At 66.5% G+C, this 21639-nt stretch carries 33 protein-coding genes; 5 read left to right on the top strand and 28 right to left on the bottom strand.

Annotated features, from left to right (window positions below):
- Positions 1–18: 18 nt before the first annotated feature.
- The 23 genes from ACQHII_RS28855 to rpsJ all read right to left on the bottom strand — a co-directional run bounded on the left by ACQHII_RS28855 (position 19) and on the right by rpsJ (position 11935).
- Positions 19–678 (bottom strand): adenylate kinase, encoded by a 660-nt coding sequence (locus ACQHII_RS28855; protein WP_026179094.1) that lies wholly within the window; start codon positions 676–678, stop codon positions 19–21.
- A complete protein-coding gene (gene secY / locus ACQHII_RS28850) occupies positions 678–1991 on the bottom strand; it encodes a preprotein translocase subunit SecY (RefSeq protein WP_427922016.1) in 1314 nt (437 codons plus the stop codon). Before secY ends, ACQHII_RS28855 begins: the two co-directional genes overlap by 1 nt.
- A 168-nt stretch (positions 1992–2159) precedes the next feature.
- Positions 2160–2615 carry a 50S ribosomal protein L15 gene (rplO, locus tag ACQHII_RS28845; RefSeq protein WP_019072278.1) on the bottom strand — a complete coding sequence of 152 codons (456 nt, stop codon included), beginning with the start codon at positions 2613–2615 and terminating at the stop codon, positions 2160–2162.
- 2 nt (positions 2616–2617) lie between these two features.
- On the bottom strand, positions 2618–2800 hold the full coding sequence (rpmD, locus tag ACQHII_RS28840; RefSeq protein ID WP_006376032.1) for a 50S ribosomal protein L30: 183 nt from the start codon (positions 2798–2800) through the stop codon (positions 2618–2620).
- Entirely contained in the window at positions 2800–3405 is a 606-nt protein-coding gene (rpsE, locus tag ACQHII_RS28835) for a 30S ribosomal protein S5 (protein WP_006376045.1), read from the bottom strand. The genes rpmD and rpsE overlap by 1 nt, the downstream gene beginning before the upstream one ends.
- A gap of 37 nt (positions 3406–3442) precedes the next feature.
- Positions 3443–3826, bottom strand: coding sequence for a 50S ribosomal protein L18 (rplR, locus tag ACQHII_RS28830; protein WP_019055526.1), 384 nt, complete (start codon positions 3824–3826; stop codon positions 3443–3445).
- Between the two features lie 3 nt (positions 3827–3829).
- Positions 3830–4369: a 50S ribosomal protein L6 gene (gene rplF / locus ACQHII_RS28825; protein ID WP_019072279.1), complete on the bottom strand. Its 540-nt coding sequence runs from the start codon at positions 4367–4369 to the stop codon at positions 3830–3832.
- Between the two features lie 22 nt (positions 4370–4391).
- Entirely contained in the window at positions 4392–4790 is a 399-nt protein-coding gene (gene rpsH, locus ACQHII_RS28820; RefSeq protein ID WP_013001411.1) for a 30S ribosomal protein S8, read from the bottom strand.
- Between the two features lie 210 nt (positions 4791–5000).
- Positions 5001–5186 carry a type Z 30S ribosomal protein S14 gene (locus ACQHII_RS28815; RefSeq protein WP_003948630.1) on the bottom strand — a complete coding sequence of 62 codons (186 nt, stop codon included), beginning with the start codon at positions 5184–5186 and terminating at the stop codon, positions 5001–5003.
- 5 nt (positions 5187–5191) lie between these two features.
- Positions 5192–5749 (bottom strand): 50S ribosomal protein L5, encoded by a 558-nt coding sequence (gene rplE / locus ACQHII_RS28810; protein WP_151482628.1) that lies wholly within the window; start codon positions 5747–5749, stop codon positions 5192–5194.
- Positions 5749–6072 (bottom strand): 50S ribosomal protein L24, encoded by a 324-nt coding sequence (gene rplX, locus ACQHII_RS28805; protein WP_019072281.1) that lies wholly within the window; start codon positions 6070–6072, stop codon positions 5749–5751. The genes rplE and rplX overlap by 1 nt, the downstream gene beginning before the upstream one ends.
- Positions 6073–6074: 2 nt before the next feature.
- The gene (rplN, locus tag ACQHII_RS28800; protein WP_003998823.1) at positions 6075–6443 is read right to left on the bottom strand and encodes a 50S ribosomal protein L14; all 369 of its coding nucleotides are present in this window, start codon (positions 6441–6443) and stop codon (positions 6075–6077) included.
- Between the two features lie 96 nt (positions 6444–6539).
- The gene (gene rpsQ, locus ACQHII_RS28795; RefSeq protein WP_019072282.1) at positions 6540–6827 is read right to left on the bottom strand and encodes a 30S ribosomal protein S17; all 288 of its coding nucleotides are present in this window, start codon (positions 6825–6827) and stop codon (positions 6540–6542) included.
- On the bottom strand, positions 6827–7051 hold the full coding sequence (rpmC, locus tag ACQHII_RS28790; protein WP_003998824.1) for a 50S ribosomal protein L29: 225 nt from the start codon (positions 7049–7051) through the stop codon (positions 6827–6829). Before rpmC ends, rpsQ begins: the two co-directional genes overlap by 1 nt.
- Positions 7051–7470 carry a 50S ribosomal protein L16 gene (rplP, locus tag ACQHII_RS28785; RefSeq protein WP_010986348.1) on the bottom strand — a complete coding sequence of 140 codons (420 nt, stop codon included), beginning with the start codon at positions 7468–7470 and terminating at the stop codon, positions 7051–7053. Before rplP ends, rpmC begins: the two co-directional genes overlap by 1 nt.
- Positions 7471–7475: 5 nt before the next feature.
- Complete coding sequence (gene rpsC, locus ACQHII_RS28780; protein ID WP_093627312.1) at positions 7476–8327, bottom strand: 30S ribosomal protein S3; 852 nt, start codon at positions 8325–8327, stop codon at positions 7476–7478.
- On the bottom strand, positions 8327–8674 hold the full coding sequence (gene rplV / locus ACQHII_RS28775; protein WP_003974262.1) for a 50S ribosomal protein L22: 348 nt from the start codon (positions 8672–8674) through the stop codon (positions 8327–8329). Before rplV ends, rpsC begins: the two co-directional genes overlap by 1 nt.
- 40 nt (positions 8675–8714) lie before the next feature.
- Positions 8715–8996, bottom strand: a complete 282-nt coding sequence (gene rpsS / locus ACQHII_RS28770) for a 30S ribosomal protein S19 (RefSeq protein ID WP_019072284.1) — start codon at positions 8994–8996, stop codon at positions 8715–8717.
- Between the two features lie 12 nt (positions 8997–9008).
- Entirely contained in the window at positions 9009–9845 is an 837-nt protein-coding gene (rplB, locus tag ACQHII_RS28765) for a 50S ribosomal protein L2 (RefSeq protein ID WP_362018944.1), read from the bottom strand.
- 38 nt (positions 9846–9883) lie between these two features.
- Positions 9884–10303, bottom strand: coding sequence for a 50S ribosomal protein L23 (rplW, locus tag ACQHII_RS28760; RefSeq protein ID WP_019072285.1), 420 nt, complete (start codon positions 10301–10303; stop codon positions 9884–9886).
- Entirely contained in the window at positions 10303–10959 is a 657-nt protein-coding gene (gene rplD, locus ACQHII_RS28755) for a 50S ribosomal protein L4 (RefSeq protein ID WP_037747970.1), read from the bottom strand. Before rplD ends, rplW begins: the two co-directional genes overlap by 1 nt.
- A 5-nt stretch (positions 10960–10964) precedes the next feature.
- Positions 10965–11609 carry a 50S ribosomal protein L3 gene (rplC, locus tag ACQHII_RS28750; RefSeq protein ID WP_019072287.1) on the bottom strand — a complete coding sequence of 215 codons (645 nt, stop codon included), beginning with the start codon at positions 11607–11609 and terminating at the stop codon, positions 10965–10967.
- 17 nt (positions 11610–11626) lie between these two features.
- Positions 11627–11935 (bottom strand): 30S ribosomal protein S10, encoded by a 309-nt coding sequence (rpsJ, locus tag ACQHII_RS28745; RefSeq protein ID WP_003948644.1) that lies wholly within the window; start codon positions 11933–11935, stop codon positions 11627–11629.
- Positions 11936–12564: 629 nt separating this feature from the next.
- Here rpsJ and ACQHII_RS28740 point away from each other — a divergent pair.
- Positions 12565–13737 (top strand): right-handed parallel beta-helix repeat-containing protein, encoded by a 1173-nt coding sequence (locus ACQHII_RS28740; protein WP_427922014.1) that lies wholly within the window; start codon positions 12565–12567, stop codon positions 13735–13737.
- A 15-nt stretch (positions 13738–13752) separates the two neighbouring features.
- On the opposite strand, the gene ACQHII_RS28735 is transcribed toward ACQHII_RS28740, so the two are convergent.
- Both ACQHII_RS28735 and ACQHII_RS28730 read right to left on the bottom strand, forming a co-directional pair.
- Positions 13753–13938, bottom strand: a complete 186-nt coding sequence (locus ACQHII_RS28735) for a DUF397 domain-containing protein (protein ID WP_427922013.1) — start codon at positions 13936–13938, stop codon at positions 13753–13755.
- A complete protein-coding gene (locus ACQHII_RS28730; protein WP_427922012.1) occupies positions 13935–14813 on the bottom strand; it encodes a helix-turn-helix domain-containing protein in 879 nt (292 codons plus the stop codon). The genes ACQHII_RS28735 and ACQHII_RS28730 overlap by 4 nt, the downstream gene beginning before the upstream one ends.
- Before the next feature lie 140 nt (positions 14814–14953).
- On the opposite strand from ACQHII_RS28730, the gene ACQHII_RS28725 reads away from it, so the two are divergent.
- The 4 genes from ACQHII_RS28725 (at position 14954) to ACQHII_RS28710 (ending at position 18615) form a co-directional block, all read left to right on the top strand.
- A complete protein-coding gene (locus tag ACQHII_RS28725; protein WP_427922011.1) occupies positions 14954–15424 on the top strand; it encodes an ATP-binding protein in 471 nt (156 codons plus the stop codon).
- Between the two features lie 218 nt (positions 15425–15642).
- Entirely contained in the window at positions 15643–16545 is a 903-nt protein-coding gene (locus ACQHII_RS28720; RefSeq protein WP_427922010.1) for a helix-turn-helix domain-containing protein, read from the top strand.
- A gap of 122 nt (positions 16546–16667) precedes the next feature.
- Positions 16668–18053, top strand: a complete 1386-nt coding sequence (locus ACQHII_RS28715) for a S41 family peptidase (RefSeq protein WP_427922009.1) — start codon at positions 16668–16670, stop codon at positions 18051–18053.
- A gap of 166 nt (positions 18054–18219) precedes the next feature.
- A complete protein-coding gene (locus ACQHII_RS28710; RefSeq protein WP_427922008.1) occupies positions 18220–18615 on the top strand; it encodes a hypothetical protein in 396 nt (131 codons plus the stop codon).
- A 45-nt stretch (positions 18616–18660) separates the two neighbouring features.
- Here the strand turns inward: ACQHII_RS28710 and ACQHII_RS28705 are convergent, their stop codons facing one another.
- The 3 genes from ACQHII_RS28705 to ACQHII_RS28695 are packed head-to-tail and all read right to left on the bottom strand — an operon-like array spanning position 18661 to position 21623.
- A complete protein-coding gene (locus tag ACQHII_RS28705) occupies positions 18661–19182 on the bottom strand; it encodes a hypothetical protein (protein ID WP_427922007.1) in 522 nt (173 codons plus the stop codon).
- On the bottom strand, positions 19179–21194 hold the full coding sequence (locus tag ACQHII_RS28700; protein WP_427922006.1) for a hypothetical protein: 2016 nt from the start codon (positions 21192–21194) through the stop codon (positions 19179–19181). Before ACQHII_RS28700 ends, ACQHII_RS28705 begins: the two co-directional genes overlap by 4 nt.
- Positions 21195–21230: 36 nt before the next feature.
- The gene (locus tag ACQHII_RS28695) at positions 21231–21623 is read right to left on the bottom strand and encodes a hypothetical protein (RefSeq protein WP_427922005.1); all 393 of its coding nucleotides are present in this window, start codon (positions 21621–21623) and stop codon (positions 21231–21233) included.
- Positions 21624–21639 lie beyond the last annotated feature (16 nt).

The following is a 21639-nucleotide window of genomic DNA, read 5'->3' as shown; positions in this document are numbered from 1 at the left end:
GCCGGAACTGGTGGGCGACTACTTGTCGTCGTCGCGCTTCAGCGCGTCCAGCGCGCGCTGGGTGATCTCGTCCACCGGGCCGAGCGAGGAGATCGTGACCACCAGGCCCTGGGCCTTGTAGTAGTCGATGATCGGCTCGGTCTGCGTGTGGTAGACCTCCAGCCGGGTGCGGACCGTGTCCTCGGAGTCGTCGTCGCGCTGGTACAGCTCGCCGCCGCAGGTGTCACAGACACCGTCCTGCTTCGGCGGGCTGTACGTCACGTGGAAGACGTGACTGGAGTCCTTCCGGCAGATGCGGCGGCCGGCGATGCGCTTGACCACCTCTTCCTCGGAGACCTCCAGGTCCAGCACCGCGTCCAGCTTGATGCCCTCGGTCTTCAGCAGTTCGTCCAGCGCCTCGGCCTGCGACACATTGCGCGGGAAACCGTCCAGCAGAAAGCCGTTGACGGCGTCCGGCTGCTCCATGCGGTCCTTGGCCATCGCGATGGTGACCTCGTCCGGGACCAGGTTGCCCGCGTCCATGTAGGACTTCGCCAGTTTGCCGAGTTCCGTGGCCTGACTGATGTTGGCACGGAAGAGATCGCCGGTGGAGATGTGCGGGATGTGCAGCGTCTTGGCCAGTCGCACAGCCTGCGTTCCCTTACCGGCGCCCGGCGGCCCGACGAGGACGATTCGCATCAGCGGAGGAACCCTTCGTAATTGCGCTGCTGGAGCTGGCTCTCGATCTGCTTCACCGTCTCGAGACCGACACCCACGATGATGAGGATGCTGGTCCCGCCGAACGGGAAGTTGCCGCTTGCGTTGAAGCCGACCAACGCCATCGTCGGTACGAGAGCGATCAGACCCAGATACAGCGAACCCGGCCAGGTGATCCGGTTGAGTACGTAGCTCAGGTACTCAGCGGTGGGCCGGCCAGCCCGGATGCCCGGGATGAAGCCACCATACTTCTTCATGTTGTCGGCGACTTCCTCGGGGTTGAACGAGATCGCCACGTAGAAGAACGCGAAGAAAACGATCAGGAGGAAGTAGCTGACCAGGTAGATCGGGTGGTCACCCTTGGTCAGGTTCGCCGTCACCCAGGTCTTCCAGGCGGAGTTGCCGCTGGAGAACTGCGCGACCAGGGCCGGGATGTAGAGCAGCGAGGACGCGAAGATGACGGGAATCACACCCGCCTGATTGACCTTCAGCGGGATGTAGGTCGACGTACCGCCGTAGGAACGGCGGCCGATCATGCGCTTCGCGTACTGGACCGGGATGCGGCGCTGGGCCTGTTCGACGAAGACCACCAGGCCGACCATCACCAGGCCGACGAGGATGACGGTGCCGAACTCGATCCAGCCGTCGGCCAGCGTGCCCTGCTTCTTGATGGCCCACAGCGCGGAGGGGAAGGTGGCCGCGATCGAGATGAACATCAGGATCGACATGCCGTTGCCGATGCCGCGGTCGGTGATGAGCTCGCCGAGCCACATCACGACGCCGGTGCCGGCGGTCATGGTGACGACCATGGTGATGGTCGTGAAGATGGCACGGTCCGGGACGATGCTCGTCGCGACCGTGCAGCCGGAGAAGAGGGCGCCGCTGCGGGCGGTGGCCACCAGGCCGGTGCCCTGAAGGATGGCGAGCGCCACGGTCAGATAGCGCGTGTACTGCGTGATCTTCGCCGTACCGGCCTGGCCCTCCTTCTTGAGGGCCTCCAGACGCGGGATCACCACGGTCAGCAGCTGGAGAATGATGCTCGCCGTGATGTACGGCATGATGCCGAGCGCGAAGACCGTGATCTGCAGCAGCGCACCGCCGGAGAACATGTTGACCAGTCCGAAGAGGCCCTGGTTGCCGGAGGCCTCGGTCACACACTGCTGTACGGCCGTGTAGTTGACGCCGGGGATCGGGACGTGGGTACCGACCCGGTAGACCACGATGATGCCCAGCGTGAAGAGCAGCTTCTTGCGCAGGTCGGGCGTCCTGAACGCCCGGGCGAACGCGGTGAGCACGGTGCCTCCTGCGACCCCCGCGCCAGTGCGTCAAGGGTGACGGTCTTGAGGTTCGACGAATAAGAACAGTGCAGGCCACCTTACCGGCGACTCTGCCCCCGTGGAACGACCAACCGGGGATACCCCGTTATGGGGTATCCCCGGTCGGGATCGCTTATGTCATCGCGCTCAGACGAGCTCGGTGACGGTACCGCCGGCGGCGGTGATCTTCTCCTTGGCGGAGCCGGAGACGGCGTCCACCGTCACCTGCAGCGCCACGGAGATCTCGCCCTGGCCGAGGACCTTGACGAGGCTGTTCTTGCGCACCGCACCGTTGGCGACGAGACCCTCTACGGTGACCTCGCCACCTTCCGGGTACAGGGCCGCCAGCTTGTCGAGGTTCACGACCTGGTACTCGGTCTTGAACGGGTTGCGGAAGCCCTTCAGCTTCGGGAGACGCATGTGGAGGGGCATCTGGCCACCCTCGAAGCGCTCCGGAACCTGGTAACGGGCCTTCGTACCCTTGGTTCCACGACCGGCCGTCTTACCCTTCGACGCCTCACCACGACCCACACGGGTCTTGGCGGTCTTGGCGCCCGGGGCGGGACGGAGGTTGTGGATCTTGAGCGGGTTGTTCTCCGCCATGATCAGTCGACCTCCTCAACCGTCACGAGGTGGCGGACGGTGTGCACCATTCCGCGGAACTCGGGGCGGTCCTCCTTGACGACCACGGTGTTGATCCCCTTGAGACCAAGGGACCGCAGCGTGTCACGGTGGTTCTGCTTGCTGCCGATGTACGACTTCGTCTGCGTGACCTTGAGGCGAGCCATTACGCACCCGCCCCGGCACGTGCACGAAGGAGAGCCGCGGGGGCGACGTCCTCGAGGGGCAGACCGCGGCGGGCCGCGATCTCCTCGGGACGCTGCAGGCCCTTGAGGGCCGCCACGGTCGCGTGCACGATGTTGATCGCGTTGGACGAGCCGAGCGACTTCGACAGGATGTCGTGGACGCCGGCGCACTCCAGGACGGCTCGCACCGGGCCACCGGCGATAACGCCGGTACCGGGGGAAGCAGGCTTGAGCAGGACGACGCCCGCGGCCTTCTCGCCCGTGATCGGGTGCGGGATGGTGCCCTGGATACGGGGGACCTTGAAGAAGTGCTTCTTGGCCTCCTCAACACCCTTGGCGATGGCGGCCGGCACCTCCTTGGCCTTGCCGTAACCGACACCGACGGTGCCGTCACCGTCGCCCACCACGACGAGCGCGGTGAAGCTGAAGCGACGACCACCCTTGACAACCTTGGCGACGCGGTTGATCGCGACTACACGCTCAACGTACGCGGTCTTCTCGGCGGCAGCAGCGCCGCCGTCACGGCCCTTCCGGTCCCGCCGCTCGCCGCCACCGGCACCGCTTCCACGGCGCTGGGGTCCAGCCATTGGATTACCTCTCTCTTTCCGCTAGCTACGGAAGCGACTAGAACTTCAGTCCGGCTTCGCGGGCGGCGTCCGCCAGGGCGGCGATGCGCCCCGCGTACTGGTTGCCGCCACGGTCGAATACGACAGCCTCGACACCGGCGGCCTTGGCGCGCTCGGCGACCAGGGCGCCGACCGACTTGGCCTGCGCGGACTTGTCGCTCTCGCCGCCGCGGATCGAGGTGTCCAGGGTCGACGCCGACGCCAGGGTGTGACCCTTGATGTCGTCGATGACCTGGGCCACGATGTGGCGGTTGGAGCGGGTCACGACCAGGCGCGGACGCTCAGCCGTACCGGAAATGTGCTTCCGGATGCGGATGTGACGACGCTTGATGGCAGCACGCTTGTAAGCGTCGCCCTTAGCGATCTTCGTACCGTATGCCATGGCTTACTTACCCGCCTTTCCGACCTTGCGCCGGATGACTTCGCCCTCGTACTTGACGCCCTTGGCCTTGTACGGGTCGGGCTTGCGCAGCTTGCGGATGTTGGCCGCAACCTCGCCGACCTTCTGCTTGTCGATGCCCTCGACCGAGAAGTGCGTCGGGTTCTCGACCTTGAACGAGATGCCCTCGGGCGCCTCGACGGTGATCGAGTGGCTGTAGCCGAGCGCGAACTCGAGGTTCGATCCCTTGGCCGCAACGCGGTAACCGACACCGCTGATCTCGAGCTTCTTCACGTAACCCTCGGTCACGCCGGTGATCATGTTCGCCACCAGCGTGCGGGACAGGCCGTGCAGGGCCTTGTTCTGACGCTCGTCGTTGGGGCGGGTGACGTTGAGAACGCCGTCCTCACCCTTGGCGATGTCGATCGGCGAAGCGACGGTGTGGGTCAGGGTGCCCTTGGGGCCCTTGACCGAGACCGTACGGCCGTCGATGGTGACGTCCACGCCGGCGGGAACCGTGATGGGGAGCTTGCCAATACGCGACATAGCTTCTTCCGATTCCTTTCCGCTACCAGACGTAGGCGAGAACTTCTCCGCCTACGCCCTTCTTGCCGGCCTGCTTGTCGGTGAGGAGCCCGTGGGACGTGGAGATGATCGCCACGCCGAGGCCGCCCAGCACCTTGGGCAGGGAGGTGGACTTCGCGTAAACCCGGAGACCGGGCTTGGAGATCCGCTTGATGCCCGCGATGGAGCGCTCACGGTTCGGGCCGAACTTCAGCTCGAGAACGAGGTTCTTGCCGACCTCGGCGTCCTCGACCTTCCAGCCCGTGATGAAGCCCTCCTGCTGGAGGATCTCCGCGATGTGAGACTTGATCTTGGACGCCGGCATCGTCACGGAGTCGTGGTATGCCGAGTTCGCGTTCCGCAGACGCGTAAGCATGTCTGCGATCGGATCAGTCATGGTCATGAATTGGCCTTCGGCCTCTCTCGCCGGGGTTTCCAGGTGCCCATCCCTCTCCTCGATCCGAGACGAGGCGGGTGCGGTGCGGTGGACCTACGGCGTAGTAAGTCGTTTGGGCGTCAGGCGCCCAACCCTCCTAGCCTAAGCCATGGAGAGGTGGGCACCTGACCGGACCCTTTACTTACCGAGAGCTTCGGGAACCCCTGATTGCAGGGATTACCAGGAGCTCTTGGTCACGCCCGGCAGCTCGCCACGGTGAGCCATCTCACGAAGGCACACGCGGCAGAGGCCGAACTTGCGGTACACGGAGTGCGGGCGGCCGCAGCGCTGGCAGCGGGTGTAGCCACGCACACCGAACTTGGGCTTACGAGCAGCCTTGGCAATCAGAGCCTTCTTCGCCATCTCGCTTACGCCTCCTTGAAGGGGAAGCCGAGGTGACGGAGAAGGGCACGGCCTTCGGCGTCGTTGGTCGCCGTGGTCACCACGGTGATGTCCATACCCCGGACGCGGTCGATCTTGTCCTGGTCGATCTCGTGGAACATGACCTGCTCGGTGAGACCGAAGGTGTAGTTGCCACGACCGTCGAACTGCTTGGGAGACAGACCGCGGAAGTCGCGGATGCGCGGAAGCGCGAGCGACAGGGTGCGGTCCAGGAACTCCCACATGCGGTCGCCACGGAGCGTGACGTGGGCACCGATCGGCTGACCCTCGCGCAGCTTGAACTGCGCGATGGACTTGCGGGCCTTGGTGATGGCCGGCTTCTGACCGGTGATGGTGGTCAGGTCACGGACGGCACCGTCCATGAGCTTGGAGTCACGGGCGGCGTCGCCGACACCCATGTTGACCACGATCTTGACGAGGCCGGGGATCTGCATGACGTTCTCGTACGAGAACTCTTCCTGCAGCTTGCCCGCGATCTCCTCGCGGTACTTCGTCTTGAGACGCGGAGTGGTGGTGGTAGCCATCAGATGTCCTCACCCGTCCGCTTGGCAACGCGAACCTTGTTGCCCTCGTCGTCGAAGCGGTAGCCGACACGCGTGACGACCTTGTTGCCGTCCTTCTCAACGACCAGCTGGACGTTGGAGACGTGGATCGGCGCCTCGGTCGTGACGATGCCACCGGCCTGCGAACCCTTGGCGGTGGGGCCGGCCTTGGTGTGCTTCTTGACCCGGTTGACACCCTCGACCAGGACGCGCTCGTCGCGCGGGTAAGCGGCAATGACCTTGCCCTGCTTGCCCTTGTCCTTGCCGGTGATGACCTGAACCGTGTCACCCTTCTTGATCTTCATGCTTACAGCACCTCCGGAGCCAGCGAGATGATCTTCATGAACTTCTTCTCGCGCAGCTCGCGCCCGACGGGGCCGAAGATGCGGGTGCCGCGAGGGTCGCCGTCGTTCTTCAGAATGACGGCGGCGTTCTCGTCGAAGCGGATGTACGAGCCGTCCGGACGACGGCGCTCCTTCACGGTGCGAACGATGACGGCCTTGACGACGTCACCCTTCTTCACGTTGCCACCGGGGATCGCGTCCTTGACGGTGGCGACGATGACGTCACCGATGCCCGCGTAGCGGCGACCGGAGCCACCGAGCACACGGATGCAAAGGATTTCCTTCGCACCAGTGTTGTCGGCGACGCGCAGTCGCGACTCCTGCTGGATCACGTCTATCTCCTGATCGTCTGCCGGTTCCCCAAGGGCCGTTCAGTGAACGGCCCTTGGAGCCTGGCGGAACTGTCCTGCGGAATTACCCCGCAGGAATTACTTGGCCTTCTCGAGGATCTCGACGATGCGCCAGCGCTTCGTCGCGGACAGCGGACGCGTCTCCATGAGGAGGACGCGGTCGCCGACGCCTGCGGCGTTCTGCTCGTCGTGGGCCTTGAGCTTGTTCGTACGGCGGATGACCTTGCCGTACAGCGCGTGCTTCACGCGGTCCTCGACGGCGACGACGACGGTCTTGTCCATCTTGTCGCTGACGACGAGACCCTCACGGGTCTTGCGGAAGCCGCGGGAAGCGGTCTGCTCTTCAGTCACGTTGCTCTCGCTCATCAGGCGCTCTCCACCGTCTCGATGCCCAGCTCGCGCTCACGCATCAGGGTGTAGATCCGCGCGATGTCCTTGCGGACGGCCTTCAGCCGACCGTGGTTCTCGAGCTGACCGGTCGCCGCCTGGAAGCGGAGGTTGAACAGCTCTTCCTTGGCTTCGCGGAGCTTCGCGAGAAGCTCCTCGTCACCCAGTTCGCGCAGCTCGGACGCCTTGGTACCGGCCGACATCACGCTTCACCTGCCTCGCGCTTGACGATCCGGCACTTCATCGGCAGCTTGTGGGCTGCGCGAGTGAGGGCCTCACGGGCGATCTTCTCGTTGGGGTAGGACAGCTCGAACATGACCCGGCCCGGGTGCACGTTCGCGATCCACCACTCCGGCGAACCCTTACCGGAACCCATGCGGGTCTCGGCGGGCTTCTTCGTGAGCGGGCGGTCCGGGTAGATGTTGATCCAGACCTTGCCGCCACGCTTGATGTGGCGGGTCATCGCGATACGGGCGGCCTCGATCTGGCGGTTCGTCACGTACGCCGGCGTGAGGGCCTGAATGCCGTACTCGCCGAACGAAACCTGCGTACCGCCCTTGGCCTGACCACGACGCTTGGGGTGGTGCTGCTTGCGGTGCTTGACCCTACGGGGGATCAGCATGTCGGTCAGGCCTCCGTTCCGGTGCTCTCAGCCGGAGCGGCAGCGGCGGCGGGAGCGTCGGCCTTGGGGGCCTCGGCAGCCGGCGCGGACTGCTGCTGCGGCTTGCGGCCGCGGCCGCCACGCTCGCCACCGCGGCCACCGCCACGGGCCGGGCGGTCGCCGCCCGGGCCGCCACCGCGGGCCGGGCGGTTACCCGCACGGGCAGCGGCGTTCTCGGCGCGGACCTCGGCGATGTTCTTGACGTCGCCCTTGTAGATCCAGACCTTCACACCGATACGGCCGAAGGTCGTCTTGGCCTCGAAGAAGCCGTAGTCGACGTTCGCGCGGAGCGTGTGCAGGGGCACACGGCCCTCGCGGTAGAACTCCGAGCGGGACATCTCGGCGCCGCCGAGGCGGCCACCGCACTGGATCTTGATGCCCTTGGCGCCGGCCTTCATCGCCGACTGCATGCTCTTGCGCATGGCACGGCGGAAGGAGACGCGGGAGGACAGCTGCTCGGCGACGGCCTGGGCCACCAGCTGAGCGTCCGTCTCCGGGTTCTTGACCTCGAGGATGTTCAGCTGGACCTGCTTGCCGGTCAGCTTCTCCAGGTCACCGCGGATGCGGTCGGCCTCGGCGCCGCGGCGGCCGATGACGATGCCCGGGCGAGCGGTGTGGATGTCCACACGCACACGGTCACGGGTGCGCTCGATCTCCACCTTCGAGATGCCGGCGCGCTCCATGCCGGACGTCATCATCCGACGGATGGCGACGTCTTCCTTGACGTAGTCCTTGTACAGCTTGTCGGCGTACCACCGGGACTTGAAGTCCGTGGTGATGCCGAGCCGGAACCCGTGCGGGTTAACCTTCTGGCCCATTACCGGGTTCCTTCCTTGCTGCTGACGACCACGGTGATGTGGCTGGTCCGCTTGCGGATCCGGTAGGCGCGGCCCTGGGCACGCGGACGGAACCGCTTCAGGGTCGGGCCCTCGTCGACGTACGCCTCGGAGATGAAGAGGCTGTCGGCGTCGGTGTGGTCGTAGTTGTGCGCGGCGTTGGCAATGGCGCTGTCCAGCACCTTGCCGACCGGCACGCTCGCGGCCTGCGGGGCGAAACGCAGGACCGCCTGAGCCTCCGTGGCATCCATGCCACGGATGAGGTCCACCACGCGGCGGGCCTTCATGGGCGTGACGCGGATGTACCGCGCCTGGGCCCTGGCTTCCATGGTTGTCCCTTCAGTGTTTGTCATGGTCGTTCACCCCGCGTTAGCGGCGCTTCGACTTCCGGTCGTCCTTGACGTGACCCCGGAAGGTGCGCGTCGGCGAGAACTCGCCGAGCTTGTGGCCGACCATCGACTCGGTGACAAACACCGGGATGTGGGTCTTGCCGTTGTGCACCGCGATCGTGTGGCCGAGCATGGCCGGGACGATCATCGAGCGGCGGGACCAGGTCTTGATGACGTTCTTGGAACCGGCTTCGTTCTGGGCGTCCACCTTCTTGATGAGGTGTCCGTCGACGAAGGGCCCCTTCTTGAGACTGCGCGGCATCTAAACCCGCTCCTAGCGCTTCTTGTTCGTCTTGCGGCGGCGGACGATGTACTTGTTCGAAGCCTTCTTCGGCGAACGAGTACGACCCTCCTTCTGACCCCACGGGGAGACCGGGTGGCGACCACCGGAGGTCTTGCCCTCACCACCACCGTGCGGGTGGTCGACCGGGTTCATCGCCACACCGCGGACGGTCGGGCGGACGCCCAGCCAGCGCTTGCGGCCGGCCTTGCCCCAGTTGATGTTGCTCTGCTCGGCGTTGCCGACCTCGCCGACCGTGGCGCGGCAGCGCTGGTCGACCAGGCGGATCTCACCGGAAGGCATGCGGAGGTGGGCCATGGTGCCCTCCTTCGCGAGCAGCTGCACGGAGGCACCGGCGGAGCGGGCGAACTTGGCGCCGCCACCGGGACGGAGCTCGATCGCGTGGATCGTGGTACCGACCGGGATGTTGCGGAGCGCCAGGTTGTTGCCCGGCTTGATGTCGGCCCCGGGACCGTTCTCGACGCGGTCGCCCTGCGACAGGTTGCGGGGGGCGAGGATGTAGCGCTTCTCGCCGTCCGCGTAGTGCAGCAGCGCGATGCGCGCGGTGCGGTTGGGGTCGTACTCGATGTGCGCGACCTTCGCCGGCACGCCGTCCTTGTCGTGACGACGGAAGTCGATCACTCGGTAGGCGCGCTTGTGTCCGCCACCCTGGTGGCGAACGGTCACACGACCGGCGTTGTTACGGCCGCCCTTGCTGTGCAGCGGGCGGACCAGCGACTTCTCCGGCGTGGACCGCGTGACCTCGACGAAGTCGGCGACGCTGGAGCCACGACGGCCCGGCGTAGTCGGCTTGTACTTGCGGATTCCCATTTCTCAGTCCTCGTCCGATATCGGACGATCCGACCCGCTTACGCGGCCGGACCGCCGAAGATGTCGATACGGTCGCCCTCAGCGAGGGTCACGATCGCGCGCTTGGAGCCCGCGCGCTGACCGAAACCGGTCTTGGTGCGCTTGCGCTTGCCCTGGCGGTTGATCGTGTTGACCCCGGTGACCTTGACCGAGAAGACCGCCTGGACGGCCTGCTTGATCTGGGTCTTGTTCGCGCCCGGGGCGACGATGAAGGTGTACTTGCCCTCGTCGAGGAGCGCGTAGCTCTTCTCCGAGACGACCGGCTTCAGCAGCACGTCACGGGGGTCCGTGTACGACTTGCTGATCGGCGTCTCGACGGTGTTCTTGCCTTCGGCCTCGTGGCGCTTCGCCTTGGCGACGCGCGCGGCCTTGGCGGCCTTGGCCGCCTTGGAGGCGATGCTCGGGTGACGCGTAGCCATCAGGCTTCGCTCCCTTCGGTGTCAGCGGCCTGGGGGCCAGACACGAAGGACTCGAAAGCGGCCTGGGTGAAGACCACGTCGTCCGAGACGAGAACGTCGTACGTGTTCAGCTGGCCCGGCTCCAGGATGTGGACCTGGGGCAGGTTGCGCGCGGAAAGCAGCGCGGCCTCGTCGGAGCGCTCGATGACCAGGAGCACGTTCTTGCGCTCGCTGACCTTGCCGAGGAAGCTCTTGGCGGCCTTGGTGGAGGGGGTCTCGCCCTCGATCACGCCGGTGATGACGTGGATGCGAGCGTTGCGGGCCCGGTCGGTGAGGGCGTGGCGCAGGGCCGCGGCCTTCATCTTCTTCGGGGTCCGCTGCGAGTAGTCGCGCGGCGTGGGGCCGTGGACGACGCCACCGCCGGCGAACTGCGGGGCGCGGGTCGAACCCTGACGGGCGCGGCCGGTGCCCTTCTGGCGGTACGGCTTCTTGCCGCCACCGCGGACCTCGCCACGACGCTTGACCTTGTGCGTGCCCTGACGGGCGGCGGCCAGCTGTGCGACGACGACCTGGTGAAGCAGCGGGATGCTGATCTTCTCTACGTCGAAGATCTCGGCCGGGAGCTCTACGGTCCCGGCGGTGTCGCCGGAGGGCGACAGAATGTCAATGGTGCTCATAGTCCTCAGGCCCCCTTGGCCGCGGTGCGGACCAGGACGAGGCCGCCGTTCGGACCAGGAACCGCGCCCTTGATGAGGAGCAGGCCCTTCTCCGCGTCAACGGCGTGAACGGTCAGGTTCTGGGTGGTGACCCGCTCGTTGCCCATACGACCCGCCATGCGGAGGCCCTTGAACACACGGCCCGGGGTGGCGCAGCCACCGATGGAGCCGGGAGAGCGGTGCTTGCGCTGGGTGCCGTGACCGGCGCCGAGGCCCTTGAAGTTGTGACGCTTCATGACACCGGCGAAGCCCTTGCCCTTGCTCTTGCCGGTCACGTCCACCTTGACGCCGGCCTCGAAGGTCGCGGCGGTGATCTCCTGGCCGAGGGTGTACTCGCTGGCGTCAGCGGTACGGATCTCGACGAGGTGGCGGCGGGGCGTGACGTCGGCCTTGGCGAAGTGGCCCTTGAGGGGCTTGTTCACCTTGCGCGGGTCGATCTCGCCGAAGGCGATCTGGACCGACTCGTAGCCGTCACTGTCGTTCGTACGGACCTGGGTCACGACGTTGGGGCCGGCCTTGACGACGGTGACCGGAACAACACGGTTGTTCTCGTCCCACACCTGCGTCATGCCGAGCTTCTCGCCCAGGATGCCCTTGATCTGCTTTGCCATCTTCAGCTCACCGACCCCTAGAGCTTGATCTCGATGTCGACACCGGCCGGCAGGTCGAGTCGCATCAGAGAGTCAACGGTCTTGGGGGTGGGGTCGAGGATGTCGATCAGGCGCTTGTGCGTGCGCATCTCGAAGTGCTCGCGAGAGTCCTTGTACTTGTGCGGCGACTTGATGACGCAGTACACGTTCTTCTCAGTGGGCAGCGGCACCGGGCCCGCGACCGACGCACCAGTGCGGGTCACCGTCTCGACGATCTTCTTCGCCGAGCTGTCGATGACCTCGTGGTCGTAGGCCTTGAGCCGGATGCGGATCTTCTGTCCCGCCATGGCTACTCAGTAGTCCTGTCTCTAGTAACGCTCTGCACCCCGGCAAGCTCTTCTGCTCGCTTCGCTCTTCGATTCCTCCGACCCACGCGGTCGGGTGTGTCGCGCTCTCACCGACACAGAAGTCCCATATACGGAACTTCCCAGCTGGGAAAGCACGGCCCTTCCGGAACCGCAGGCCGAGGGCGAAGAAGCCCACCGGGTGCCTGGCCTGTGCTGCACTGACGCTTCCCGAAAGATTCCCGTACGTCCGCCTCAGCGCTGCCGTGAGGCAGTTGGGGCGACGAGTACTGTGGGACTCGCTTCCGGTCCTCCCGACGGGAGGCGCGCAGCATCAACACTCGACCGAGCAACTCGGACAGTCTGCCATATGGGGCAGGGGGCTGGCCAATCGGGGCGTAGAGATTACCCCCGGAGTGACGCAGGTCAAACACGCGCGCCAGGGAGGCACTCCCGGCGGGCCCATGGCGAGGCCATGGCAAGTTCATCCCCATGAACAGAAATCAAGTACGCGCACCTTGACGCGTTCATAGCAAGCGCTTACGTTCCCTCACTAGAACACGAGAAAGCGCTTTCTCTTGCACGGCAACCCCTGGATTCCCTGGTCATGGGACGACCCTGGAGGCAGAACGATGCAAGCGAGACCAGTCATCGCGTGCGTCGGCCTGATGGCCGGCACACTCGTCGCCCTGTCCGGCACCCCGGCTCAGGCCGCGAGCGCCACGCAGTACGTGTCACCGACCGGCACCGCGAGCGCGGCCGGCACCCTCTCCGCCCCCACCACCCTCGCCACCGCGATCGGCCGCATCGCGTCCGGCGGCACGATCTACCTGCGCGGCGGGACGTACGCCTACGGCTCGACGATCACGATCCCGGCGGGCGCGGACGGCACGGCATCCGCGCGCACCACGCTCACCGCGTACAACGGCGAGACTCCGGTCCTCAACTTCGCCTCCCAGAGCGAGAGTTCATCGAACCGAGGGCTCCAGCTCTACGCCAACTACTGGCACGTCTACGGCCTCACGGTGTCGCACGCGGGCGACAACGGGATCTACGTAGGAGGCAGCAACAACGTCATCGAACGCACCGTGACCTCGTACAACCGCGACACAGGCCTCCAACTGGGCCGCATCTCCTCCAGCACGCCGAGCTCGTCCTGGCCCTCGAACAACCTGGTCGTCAGCTCGGAGTCGCACGACAACGCCGACTCCGACGGCGAGGACGCGGACGGCTTCGCGGCGAAGCTGACGACCGGTACCGGGAACGTCTTCCGCTACGACGTCTCCCACAACAACATCGACGACGGCTGGGACCTGTACACCAAGACGGACACCGGCGCGATCGGCCCCGTGACCATCGAGTACAGCCTCTCCTACGGCAACGGCACCCTCACCGACGGCAGCCAGAGCGGCGACGGCGACCGCAACGGCTACAAACTCGGCGGCGACGACATCGCCGTCAACCACGTCGTCCAGCACGACATCGCCTACGGCAACGGCCATCACGGATTCACCTACAACAGCAACCCGGGCACGATGACGGTCTCGAACAACGTCGGCATCGACAACGCGGAACGCAACTTCTCCTTCGACGCCGGTACGTCGGTCTTCCGTACGAACACGTCGTGCCGGTTCGCGGTCAGCGGCTCGAACGACAAGACGGTGGGCGACGCGGACAGCACCAACCAGTTCTGGACCGGGACGAACGGGTCGCGTTGCGCGTCGTACGGCGGTGCGCTGGGGTGGTCGTTCGCGTCGGGCGGGGGGTTGAGGGTGACGTTCGGGGGGACGGTGGTGAATCCGTAGGAGGTGGCGGCGCCGCTATTCGGCGGCGTACGCCACGAAGTCCGTCCAGGCGGTGGGGGTGAGGGCGAGGCGGGGGCCCTGGGTGTTCTTGGAGTCGCGGACGTGGATGGTGTCCAGGGTGGTGGCTATCTCGACGCAGTCGTTGATATCGCTGCTGTCGCTGTAGCTGCTCTTGAACCAGTGGAGTTCGGGGGTGCTCATAGTGCTCCCAGCGTTCGCTCGATGAAGACCCGAGACTCCCTCGGTGGGAGGGCCTGCGCCCGGATCATTCCATACCGCAGTTCAAGGGTACGGAGCTCCCTGGGGTCAGAGACCGGGCGCCCGTTGAACGCACCCGGGCAACGCCCGATCGCCGTGCCGTCCGCGAACTTCAGCACCTGGACCGGGCCATGATGCACCCCGGCATGTTCCTCCAAGTCCGTTGGCATCACCTGAAGAGTGACATTCCGCAGTTGCGACACATCCAGCAGATGTTCGAGCTGCCTGCGCAACACCACCCTCCCACCGAGGGGGCGCTCAAGCGTCACCTGCTCCTGAACGAAACTGAGCGTCGGGGCGGGCTCCCGCTCGAAGATCGACTTCCGCGCCATACGTGCGGCGAGCCCCACCTCCACCTCACTCGGTGAGTAAGCAGGCTGTGCCATCTCGAAGAGCGCCCTCGCGTACTCCGGCGTCTGCAACAGCCCCTGGATGTTGTGGTTGCTGTACAGCAACACCTCAACCGCCCGGTCTTCCAGTTGCTTCAGCTCACGCACCTTCTTCGGGTACTGGGCCTTCTCCACGTCCTCCCGGAACGCCCTCAGATGCCCACCCGCGTTCAGGACGTCGTCGGCCCGGTCCAGGAACTCCACCCGAGGAATCCGCACCCCGCGTTCGATCTTGCGGATCATGTCCTCGCCGTATCCCATGACTTGGGCGAAGTCGGCCACCCGCATCCCGGCCTGCTCCCGGCAGCACCTGACGAGTCGCCCCACCGCCTCCACCAACGGCGCGCTCTCGTCCCCGGGTTCGAGGTCCCACCCAGCCTCGTCCACACCCTCGTTCTCGTTCGCGTTGCTCACGCTTTCGTCATTCATGGCCACCCACCTCCAACGCGCACCCGTACCCGTACGTCGTCCGAGACAGCCGAGACAACGCGAGACAACGACGGGACAGCGCGGATACGTACAGGCGTCATCGCACGTCAAGGCAAGCAGCCTCGGCCACGCTGAGTGACGTGATTCAGGAAACCTCCACCCCCGAAACCCAACCCACCTACTCCACGCGCAACTTCACCGTGCAGCTGTCCTCCACCCCGCGAGGCGCCCGCCTGGCCCGCCTCCTCGCGACGGAACAACTCCGCTCCTGGGAACTCCCGTTGGACCCCGCCCGCCAACTCGTCGCCGAACTCGCCACCAACGCGAGCACCCACGGCCGCGTCCCCGGCCGGGACTTCAGGCTCATGCTCTGCGTCATCGACACCACCACCCGCGACGACTACCCTCCCCGCCCTCAAGACCCCACATGGGACGGGGAGTCGGGCCGTGGCCTGCTGCTGGTCGACGCCCTCGCCGACCGCTGGGGCTGGTCCCCCGGCCGACGCCCCCGCAAGACGGTCTGGGCAGAACTCGCACTCACCCCCGCACCGGACTCCGGAAACCCGAACTCCGGTACACGTGACGCCTTTTCCCAAGAACCACGACGGTGAAAGGACCCCCACCAAGCCCCACCCCACCCTCCCGCCGGCTCGGCCCGCCACTCACCCATGTGGGTGAACATCATCAACTGGGCTGGATTCCGGACGGGTTGCGTGATCTACGCTCAGCGCAACACAACCGCCGACAGACGGCGCACATACGACGGCCCTCGCCGGGACTGGCATCCCAAGGCGAGGGCCTGACCACCAAGGAAGAAGCAAGCTTCCCGATGGATACACGCGACATTACCGCGCCCCCGCACGCCCGGTCCCGGCACACCGCCGACAAACACCCGAACCAGCGGCACCAGGCGCCCGGAGTGGGACTCACCCACGACAACTCCCGCCACACCACCCGCTTCACGGTGATCGGCAACCACCTCGCCCAGCACCCGCACCTGTCGGCCCTGGCCATCGGACTCGGCGTCCACCTCCAGTCCCTCCCCGCAGGCGCCCGCGCCGACATCAACACCCTCGCGGCCCGCTTCCCCGAGGGCAAAACCCGAATCGCCGCCGCGCTACGCGAGTTGGAAACCCACGGCTACCTCCGCCGCGAACGCCACCGCATCCCCGACGGCCGCATCATCACCCGCACCATCTCCTGCAACCAGCCCGGCGGCCGTAGGGACCACGAAGCACCCCACGCGCGGCCGAAAGCACCCGCGCCCCGGCGCGAACGGGCACCCCGCAAGCCCCTCCCCGCCGTACCGCGCCCCGCGCACCCGGCCCCCGCACTCCTCCAAACGGCCACCGACCTCCTCACCGACCTCCGCCGCCACACCCCGGACCTCCTCCTGTCGGCCTGCGACACGGCCCACCTGGCCCAGGGGGTCGCGGCCTGGCTGGAACGAGACGTCACCCCCACCGCCGTACGCCACGCCCTCACCACAGACCTCCCACCCGAAGGCCTACGCCGCCCCGCAGCCCTCCTGGCCCACCGCCTGACAGCCCAACTCCCGCCCCCACCACCGTTCCGCACCCCGACCCCACCACCGCCGGTCCGCCACCCCCTCCAGAACTGCGACACCTGCGACCGAGCCTTCCGCTCCCCCACCCCAGGCCACTGCCACGACTGCCGAACCGATCTCCCGGGGCCGCCCAGCATGAAGGGGGACGAACCAGTAGGGCCATGAGGGGGTTTCCCTCACCCCAATGCTCAGGTGTGCCGGTTGGCAGGGGCGGCGGCCGGTCGGTCAAGGTTGTGAGACATGCAGGTCAAGCAGGTCGGACCGCAGCACCACGGGGAGATCAGAACGTGCGTATCGCCACCGCCACCGCCACCGTCATCGCCCTGACCCTCGCCGCAGGCGTCGCCGCGTCGGCCGCGTCCGCCTCAGGCGGCGGTCACACCGCCGACGGCCTCTGGCGGATGGACGGCTACGGCACGGTCGTAGCCGTCAGCCACGGCAGATACCAGGAGTACCAGACCACCGCGGTGAGCTGCCTCAAGGGCGACACCGCCCGGCGGACGGGCCCGGGGACCTACACGGTGGACGGCGATGTCCTGACGGTGCGGCCGGGCAAGGACGGGAACCACGCGTCGGTGGCGGTGGCCAGCTCGGTGGGCCACCGGAACCTGCACCGCATCCCGGCCCTGCCGCCCGCCTGCACCCGCCCGACCCCGAAGGATCCGCTGACCTCCTTCGACGTCTTCTGGCAGTCCTACGAGGAGAACTACCCCTTCTTCGCCGCCAAGGGCATCGACTGGCACGCGGTACGGAACGAGTACCGCCCTCAGGTGCACAAGGACACGACCAGGGCGGAACTGTTCGACATCTTCAGCAGGATGGTGCGTCCGCTCTACGACGCCCACGTCGCGGTCCAGGACGGCGACCGCGTGTTCGCTGAGGGCCGCCCCGGCACGGCGGTGCCGGACGAGGAACTGGACGCGAGGGTGAAGAAGTTCATCGTGGCGCGGGACCTGGCGAAAGCCCCGTACCGCCGGGACTTCGCCAACGGCCGTATCACGTACGCGGATTTGGCAGGCAGCGGCCGTCTCGGCTACCTCCGTATCTCCGGCTTCGACGGCTACCTGCCGGACGAGGACGCGTCGTACGCGGCCCAACTGGCCGAACTGGACCGGGCGTTGAACACCGTCCTCACACCGCAACGCTCACGTCACCTGCACGGCCTGATCATCGACCTACGGATCAACGGCGGCGGCTCCGACGCCCTCGGCATCCACATCGCACAGCGCCTCACCGACACCCCCTACATCGCCTACACCAAGCGCGCCCGCAACAACCCGACGGACCCGAACCGCCACACCCACCCCGAGCCGATCCCGGTGCTCCCGGCCAACGCCCCGCACTACACCGGCCCCGTCGCCGTCCTGACCGGCGGCTCGACGGTAAGCGCGGGCGAGACCTTCACCCAGGCCCTGCTCGACCGCCCCACCCGCACGATCCGCATCGGCCAGCCCACCCAGGGCGTCTTCTCCGACGTCCTGGAACGCCAACTCCCCAACGGCATGACCGCCTGGCTCCCGAACGAGGAGTACCTGACCGACTCGGGGCAGACCTTCGACGGCACGGGGATTCCGCCGCAGGTGACGGTGCCGGTGTTCACGAAGGAGGAGTTCAAGAAGGGGCAGGACTCGGCGTTCGACCGTGCGGTGCGGCTGCTGGGGGCCGGCCACTGAACCCGGAGCACCGGACAACAAGACTCACCGCGCCGAACACCAACGCACAAAGCAGCGCACCGAATGACCCCTTAAGGCCATTAGCATTCATAGCACTCTAAAAGATCCCATGAGGCGCTTAATCTTCTGATTGACCGAATAATCCGGTCTGTAGATGGAGGTGTGTATGCGCAAGTGGGCGAAGATCGCTCTTGTGGCAGCCATGACCTTGGGGGGCATTTCAGGACCGAGCGCGGGAGTCGGCTCCGCGGCGACGAGCTGCTACGGGGGCGCCCGCTCGGCGACCATCCGGCTGCCGTACGGCTACAACGCGGTGGGGCCTTACTACACGACCAGTCGCTGCGCGGACATCAACGTGCGGCTCACGTACGTCCGCTACCAGACGGACGCGCGGTCCTGCCTGGAGCGGGCCAACGGCGCGACGATCAGTTGCAGCCGCTGGAAGCTCCTCCCGTATCCGGGATGGACGACGTTGTCCACGAACGTCCGGGACAACACCCGCTTCCGCCTGGAATTCAAGACGCAGCCAGGCGAGATCATCCGCTATCTCGTGGCCTCGTAGAGCGCCTACACGGATGAATGGCGCCGGACGTCGACTCCGGCGCCATCACGCACACCCCAAGGTCTTGAGCGTCGCCGGGAAGTAGGCCCGCATGAACTTCTCGATCTCCTTGCGGTGGGTGTGGTCCGTCAAGCGGATTCGGGGGACTTGGAGGGTGAGGGTAAAATATTTGCCGCCGTTGGTTTGGCAGGCAGTGGTCGAGATAGCTCCGTCGGTGCCGACGATGGTCTTGTACACGGACGCGATATTGCGCGGCTCCGCTACGCCCGAGATCTCGCCCGTGTCCTTCGCCAGATACATGAGATCCGCTGCATTCGGATCCCACGAAAAGCGGAGACGGAGTGCAATGTCGTCTCCGGACAAGATCAGGCAGGGGGCCGTGATCGCCTTGGAGCGATCTACACGATTCCATTCGTGCCAGCCATCAGCGGAAATAAGAAGAGGACGCGTGAGATCAGGATCGACAGGCGTGCCACAAATCGAGTTCGGAATCCCGCGATCACCGGAGCCGCAGGACACGGCGAAGAAGGACAGCAACAACACGATCAGCCACAGCCGCGCGCTCACTGGGGTTGCACTCCAGACACGCCAGTTGCACGTGCGATACCGTCCTCGGCTGCTCTGCCGACTTCCGCGCGAGGGTCCACGTACGGTTCGCCGCCGCTGGGACGCGTCTTGCTCCACTCATCTGCGAGCGCCATCAGTTGGCGATTCCTCTTGTCGTAGGAGCCGATGTTCTTCTTGGCCTGCTGGTCGTCGAGCCTCTTCTGCTCATCCGCAAGCCACTCATCCGTCACATAGTCAAACCCCGTCTGCACATCCCCACTAACCACAGGGATATAACTGATCGCCTTGTCGAAGAACGGCTTCGTCTCGAACTCCGCGACCTTCGGGTCCCCTGCGGCCTGGACCCGGGCCTCCTCCAGGAATCCGACGGTGCGGCCGGCTGCGCTGAGGGAATCGGACGAGTTGGAGTGGTCGTTGTGGATGGCTGACACCATCGCTTGATTCATCCCGCCGTTCAACGTGCCGTATGCCCCCTCGTCCTTGGACACCTGTTTCGCGACCTCGAAGAGGCGGTGCTGGTCCAAAGGGGATTTGCTGACATCGACCTCGCTCATCGCCGCATGCACCGTATCCCCATGGTTGATGAGCACATTGGCCATCGGTCTCCGCAGCGACGGCGGGAAATCGTCGCCGCTGTCGGACAGATAGTTCAGCGCCGACTTGAACACCGCGTCGTTCGTCGCCCGGTCCCCCACCCGCGCCCCATGCGGATGCGCCGGGTCGATCCCCGTGGCCGCCGCCTGCAAGGCCGCTCCGAATCCCGCCCGGTCGTCGGCGTCCAGCCGGGGTACGTGGTGGCCGCCCTTCGAGAGGCCCTCGTCGTTCAGGGTGACATTCCAGTCGCGGTCCTTCATGAGGTATTTCATGTGGGCGTCGGAATGGAGATAGCGAGCCGCCTCGGCGGGGTCGCGGCTCATGATGCCGAGCATGCCGTCGACGGGGTCGTTGGCGAACCAACCGCCGCGCGAGCCGGCGTACGTGCCCTTCACCCGCCAGATCCCGGGGTCTTTCTTCTCCGCCGCGATCATGTCGTCGGTGAGGTCCTCGACCATTCCGGGCGCGTACCCGTGGCCGCTCCGCATCAGCGTGACCAGCGACTGGTAGCCGACCGCCTTGTCGAGGTGGAGGCCCTGGGCGTCGGTGGCGTAGTGCTGGAGGCCGGCGCGGCGCATGCCGGTGCGCCACTTCCGGTACCAGTCCGACTGGGGATGCCGCGTCGCCGCGGCGAGCGTGTTCGCGAGGCCCGTCTCGATCGTCGCGTACGTGCCCGCACCGGCGCCGCCCCGCACATGGATTCGGTCGTTCAGTTCGTTCGTGAGCCGGATCGTGTCCCGCGGGCCCAGGTCGTCCAGGAGCGTCCTCGCGAACACCTCGTCGCCGCTGTTGCCGCGGAAGGACCGTTCCAGTTCGGCGAGTTGAGTGTCCGTCAACTCGCCGCCCCTGCTCAGTTTCTCCAGGTAGCGGTCCGTCTCCTCGGCCTCGTACCGTTCCACGTCACCCATCGCCCTGCCGTTGAACCCCCGCCCGCCCGCGAGGAGTTCGGAGTCGATCACGACCCCGGCCAGCGCGATCCGGACGCCCGCGTCCGCGTCCGTCACATCGCGTACCGCCTTGGTGATGCGGTCCTGCCACTGCTGCGCGGCATGCGGATCGGCGGGGGTGTTCGGCTGGTCGGGGCCGGGGCCCACCACACCCTGCTCCGAGACCGCCATGCCGGCCCGGATCGCGTCCCCGCGCGCCGCCACCACCCGGCCCCGCAACTCCACGAACCGCTCGTGCGCGTCCCGCAGCAGCGACGCGATCGCCCTGGCCTCCGTCTGCGCGTACCCGAACTCCTTGAGCGTGGTGTCGAAGCGGGCGTTCGCCGCGTCGGCGCTGAGGCCCGTCCACGTCGTGCCCATGGAGATGCCGTGCACATCCCGCCGGTACGCCGTCTCCTGCTTCTCGAACTCGCCCGCCATGCCGTCCCAGCGCTCGGCCGCCGTGGTCAGCGCGGCCAGGTCGGTGGTCATGATCTCGTGATACGTCGGCACAACCTCGCCCCGGCCTCAGTACGTGTCCAGCGAGGACTGCTGCCGCAGCGTCGACCCCACCGCCAGATCCGTACTCGTCAGCACTGCGTTCCCGCTCCGCAGCGCGTCCTTCTCCGCGCCGAGCCGGTTCATCAGGTTCCCGACCTGGTCCGCCCATGCCGTGTGCGCCTTCTTCAGCGCTCCGGAAGTGAGCCAGCCGTCGCCGTCCTTCGCGCCGAACTCCCGTACGGCGGCGCCGTGTTCCTCGTCCACCCAGCGTCCCGCCGCACGGGTGTCGGGCTCGATGCGGTCCTCGATCGCCTTCGCCGCCGCCCGTTTCTCACCCGGCGAGGAAGCCAGTCGCCCCGGTGCCGAGACACCCGGCTCCCTCGGCACACCCGACACGCTCAGTACGCTCGGCGCATCCACCCGTCGCCCTCCACCT

It is taken from the genome of Streptomyces sp. cg40 (genome assembly GCF_050320165.1).
Classification (GTDB): domain Bacteria; phylum Actinomycetota; class Actinomycetes; order Streptomycetales; family Streptomycetaceae; genus Streptomyces; species Streptomyces hokutonensis.
Note: the sequence above shows the minus strand (reverse complement) of the source record. Positions and strands in the feature narration are given on the sequence as shown.

Coding starts and splice junctions, on each gene's coding strand:
- ACQHII_RS28855 (WP_026179094.1), bottom strand. CDS start 678: ATGCGAATCGTCCTCGTCGGGCCGCCGGGCGCCGGTAAGGGAACGCAG.
- rplO (WP_019072278.1), bottom strand. CDS start 2,615: ATGGCGGAGAACAACCCGCTCAAGATCCACAACCTCCGTCCCGCCCCG.
- rpmD (WP_006376032.1), bottom strand. CDS start 2,800: ATGGCTCGCCTCAAGGTCACGCAGACGAAGTCGTACATCGGCAGCAAG.
- rpsE (WP_006376045.1), bottom strand. CDS start 3,405: ATGGCTGGACCCCAGCGCCGTGGAAGCGGTGCCGGTGGCGGCGAGCGG.
- rplR (WP_019055526.1), bottom strand. CDS start 3,826: ATGGCATACGGTACGAAGATCGCTAAGGGCGACGCTTACAAGCGTGCT.
- rplF (WP_019072279.1), bottom strand. CDS start 4,369: ATGTCGCGTATTGGCAAGCTCCCCATCACGGTTCCCGCCGGCGTGGAC.
- rpsH (WP_013001411.1), bottom strand. CDS start 4,790: ATGACCATGACTGATCCGATCGCAGACATGCTTACGCGTCTGCGGAAC.
- ACQHII_RS28815 (WP_003948630.1), bottom strand. CDS start 5,186: ATGGCGAAGAAGGCTCTGATTGCCAAGGCTGCTCGTAAGCCCAAGTTC.
- rplE (WP_151482628.1), bottom strand. CDS start 5,749: ATGGCTACCACCACCACTCCGCGTCTCAAGACGAAGTACCGCGAGGAG.
- rplX (WP_019072281.1), bottom strand. CDS start 6,072: ATGAAGATCAAGAAGGGTGACACGGTTCAGGTCATCACCGGCAAGGAC.
- rpsQ (WP_019072282.1), bottom strand. CDS start 6,827: ATGAGCGAGAGCAACGTGACTGAAGAGCAGACCGCTTCCCGCGGCTTC.
- rpmC (WP_003998824.1), bottom strand. CDS start 7,051: ATGTCGGCCGGTACCAAGGCGTCCGAGCTGCGCGAACTGGGTGACGAG.
- rplP (WP_010986348.1), bottom strand. CDS start 7,470: ATGCTGATCCCCCGTAGGGTCAAGCACCGCAAGCAGCACCACCCCAAG.
- rpsC (WP_093627312.1), bottom strand. CDS start 8,327: ATGGGCCAGAAGGTTAACCCGCACGGGTTCCGGCTCGGCATCACCACG.
- rplV (WP_003974262.1), bottom strand. CDS start 8,674: ATGGAAGCCAGGGCCCAGGCGCGGTACATCCGCGTCACGCCCATGAAG.
- rpsS (WP_019072284.1), bottom strand. CDS start 8,996: ATGCCGCGCAGTCTCAAGAAGGGGCCCTTCGTCGACGGACACCTCATC.
- rplB (WP_362018944.1), bottom strand. CDS start 9,845: ATGGGAATCCGCAAGTACAAGCCGACTACGCCGGGCCGTCGTGGCTCC.
- rplW (WP_019072285.1), bottom strand. CDS start 10,303: ATGGCTACGCGTCACCCGAGCATCGCCTCCAAGGCGGCCAAGGCCGCC.
- rplD (WP_037747970.1), bottom strand. CDS start 10,959: ATGAGCACCATTGACATTCTGTCGCCCTCCGGCGACACCGCCGGGACC.
- rplC (WP_019072287.1), bottom strand. CDS start 11,609: ATGGCAAAGCAGATCAAGGGCATCCTGGGCGAGAAGCTCGGCATGACG.
- rpsJ (WP_003948644.1), bottom strand. CDS start 11,935: ATGGCGGGACAGAAGATCCGCATCCGGCTCAAGGCCTACGACCACGAG.
- ACQHII_RS28740 (WP_427922014.1), top strand. CDS start 12,565: ATGCAAGCGAGACCAGTCATCGCGTGCGTCGGCCTGATGGCCGGCACA.
- ACQHII_RS28735 (WP_427922013.1), bottom strand. CDS start 13,938: ATGAGCACCCCCGAACTCCACTGGTTCAAGAGCAGCTACAGCGACAGC.
- ACQHII_RS28730 (WP_427922012.1), bottom strand. CDS start 14,813: ATGAATGACGAAAGCGTGAGCAACGCGAACGAGAACGAGGGTGTGGAC.
- ACQHII_RS28720 (WP_427922010.1), top strand. CDS start 15,643: ATGGATACACGCGACATTACCGCGCCCCCGCACGCCCGGTCCCGGCAC.
- ACQHII_RS28710 (WP_427922008.1), top strand. CDS start 18,220: ATGCGCAAGTGGGCGAAGATCGCTCTTGTGGCAGCCATGACCTTGGGG.
- ACQHII_RS28700 (WP_427922006.1), bottom strand. CDS start 21,194: ATGACCACCGACCTGGCCGCGCTGACCACGGCGGCCGAGCGCTGGGAC.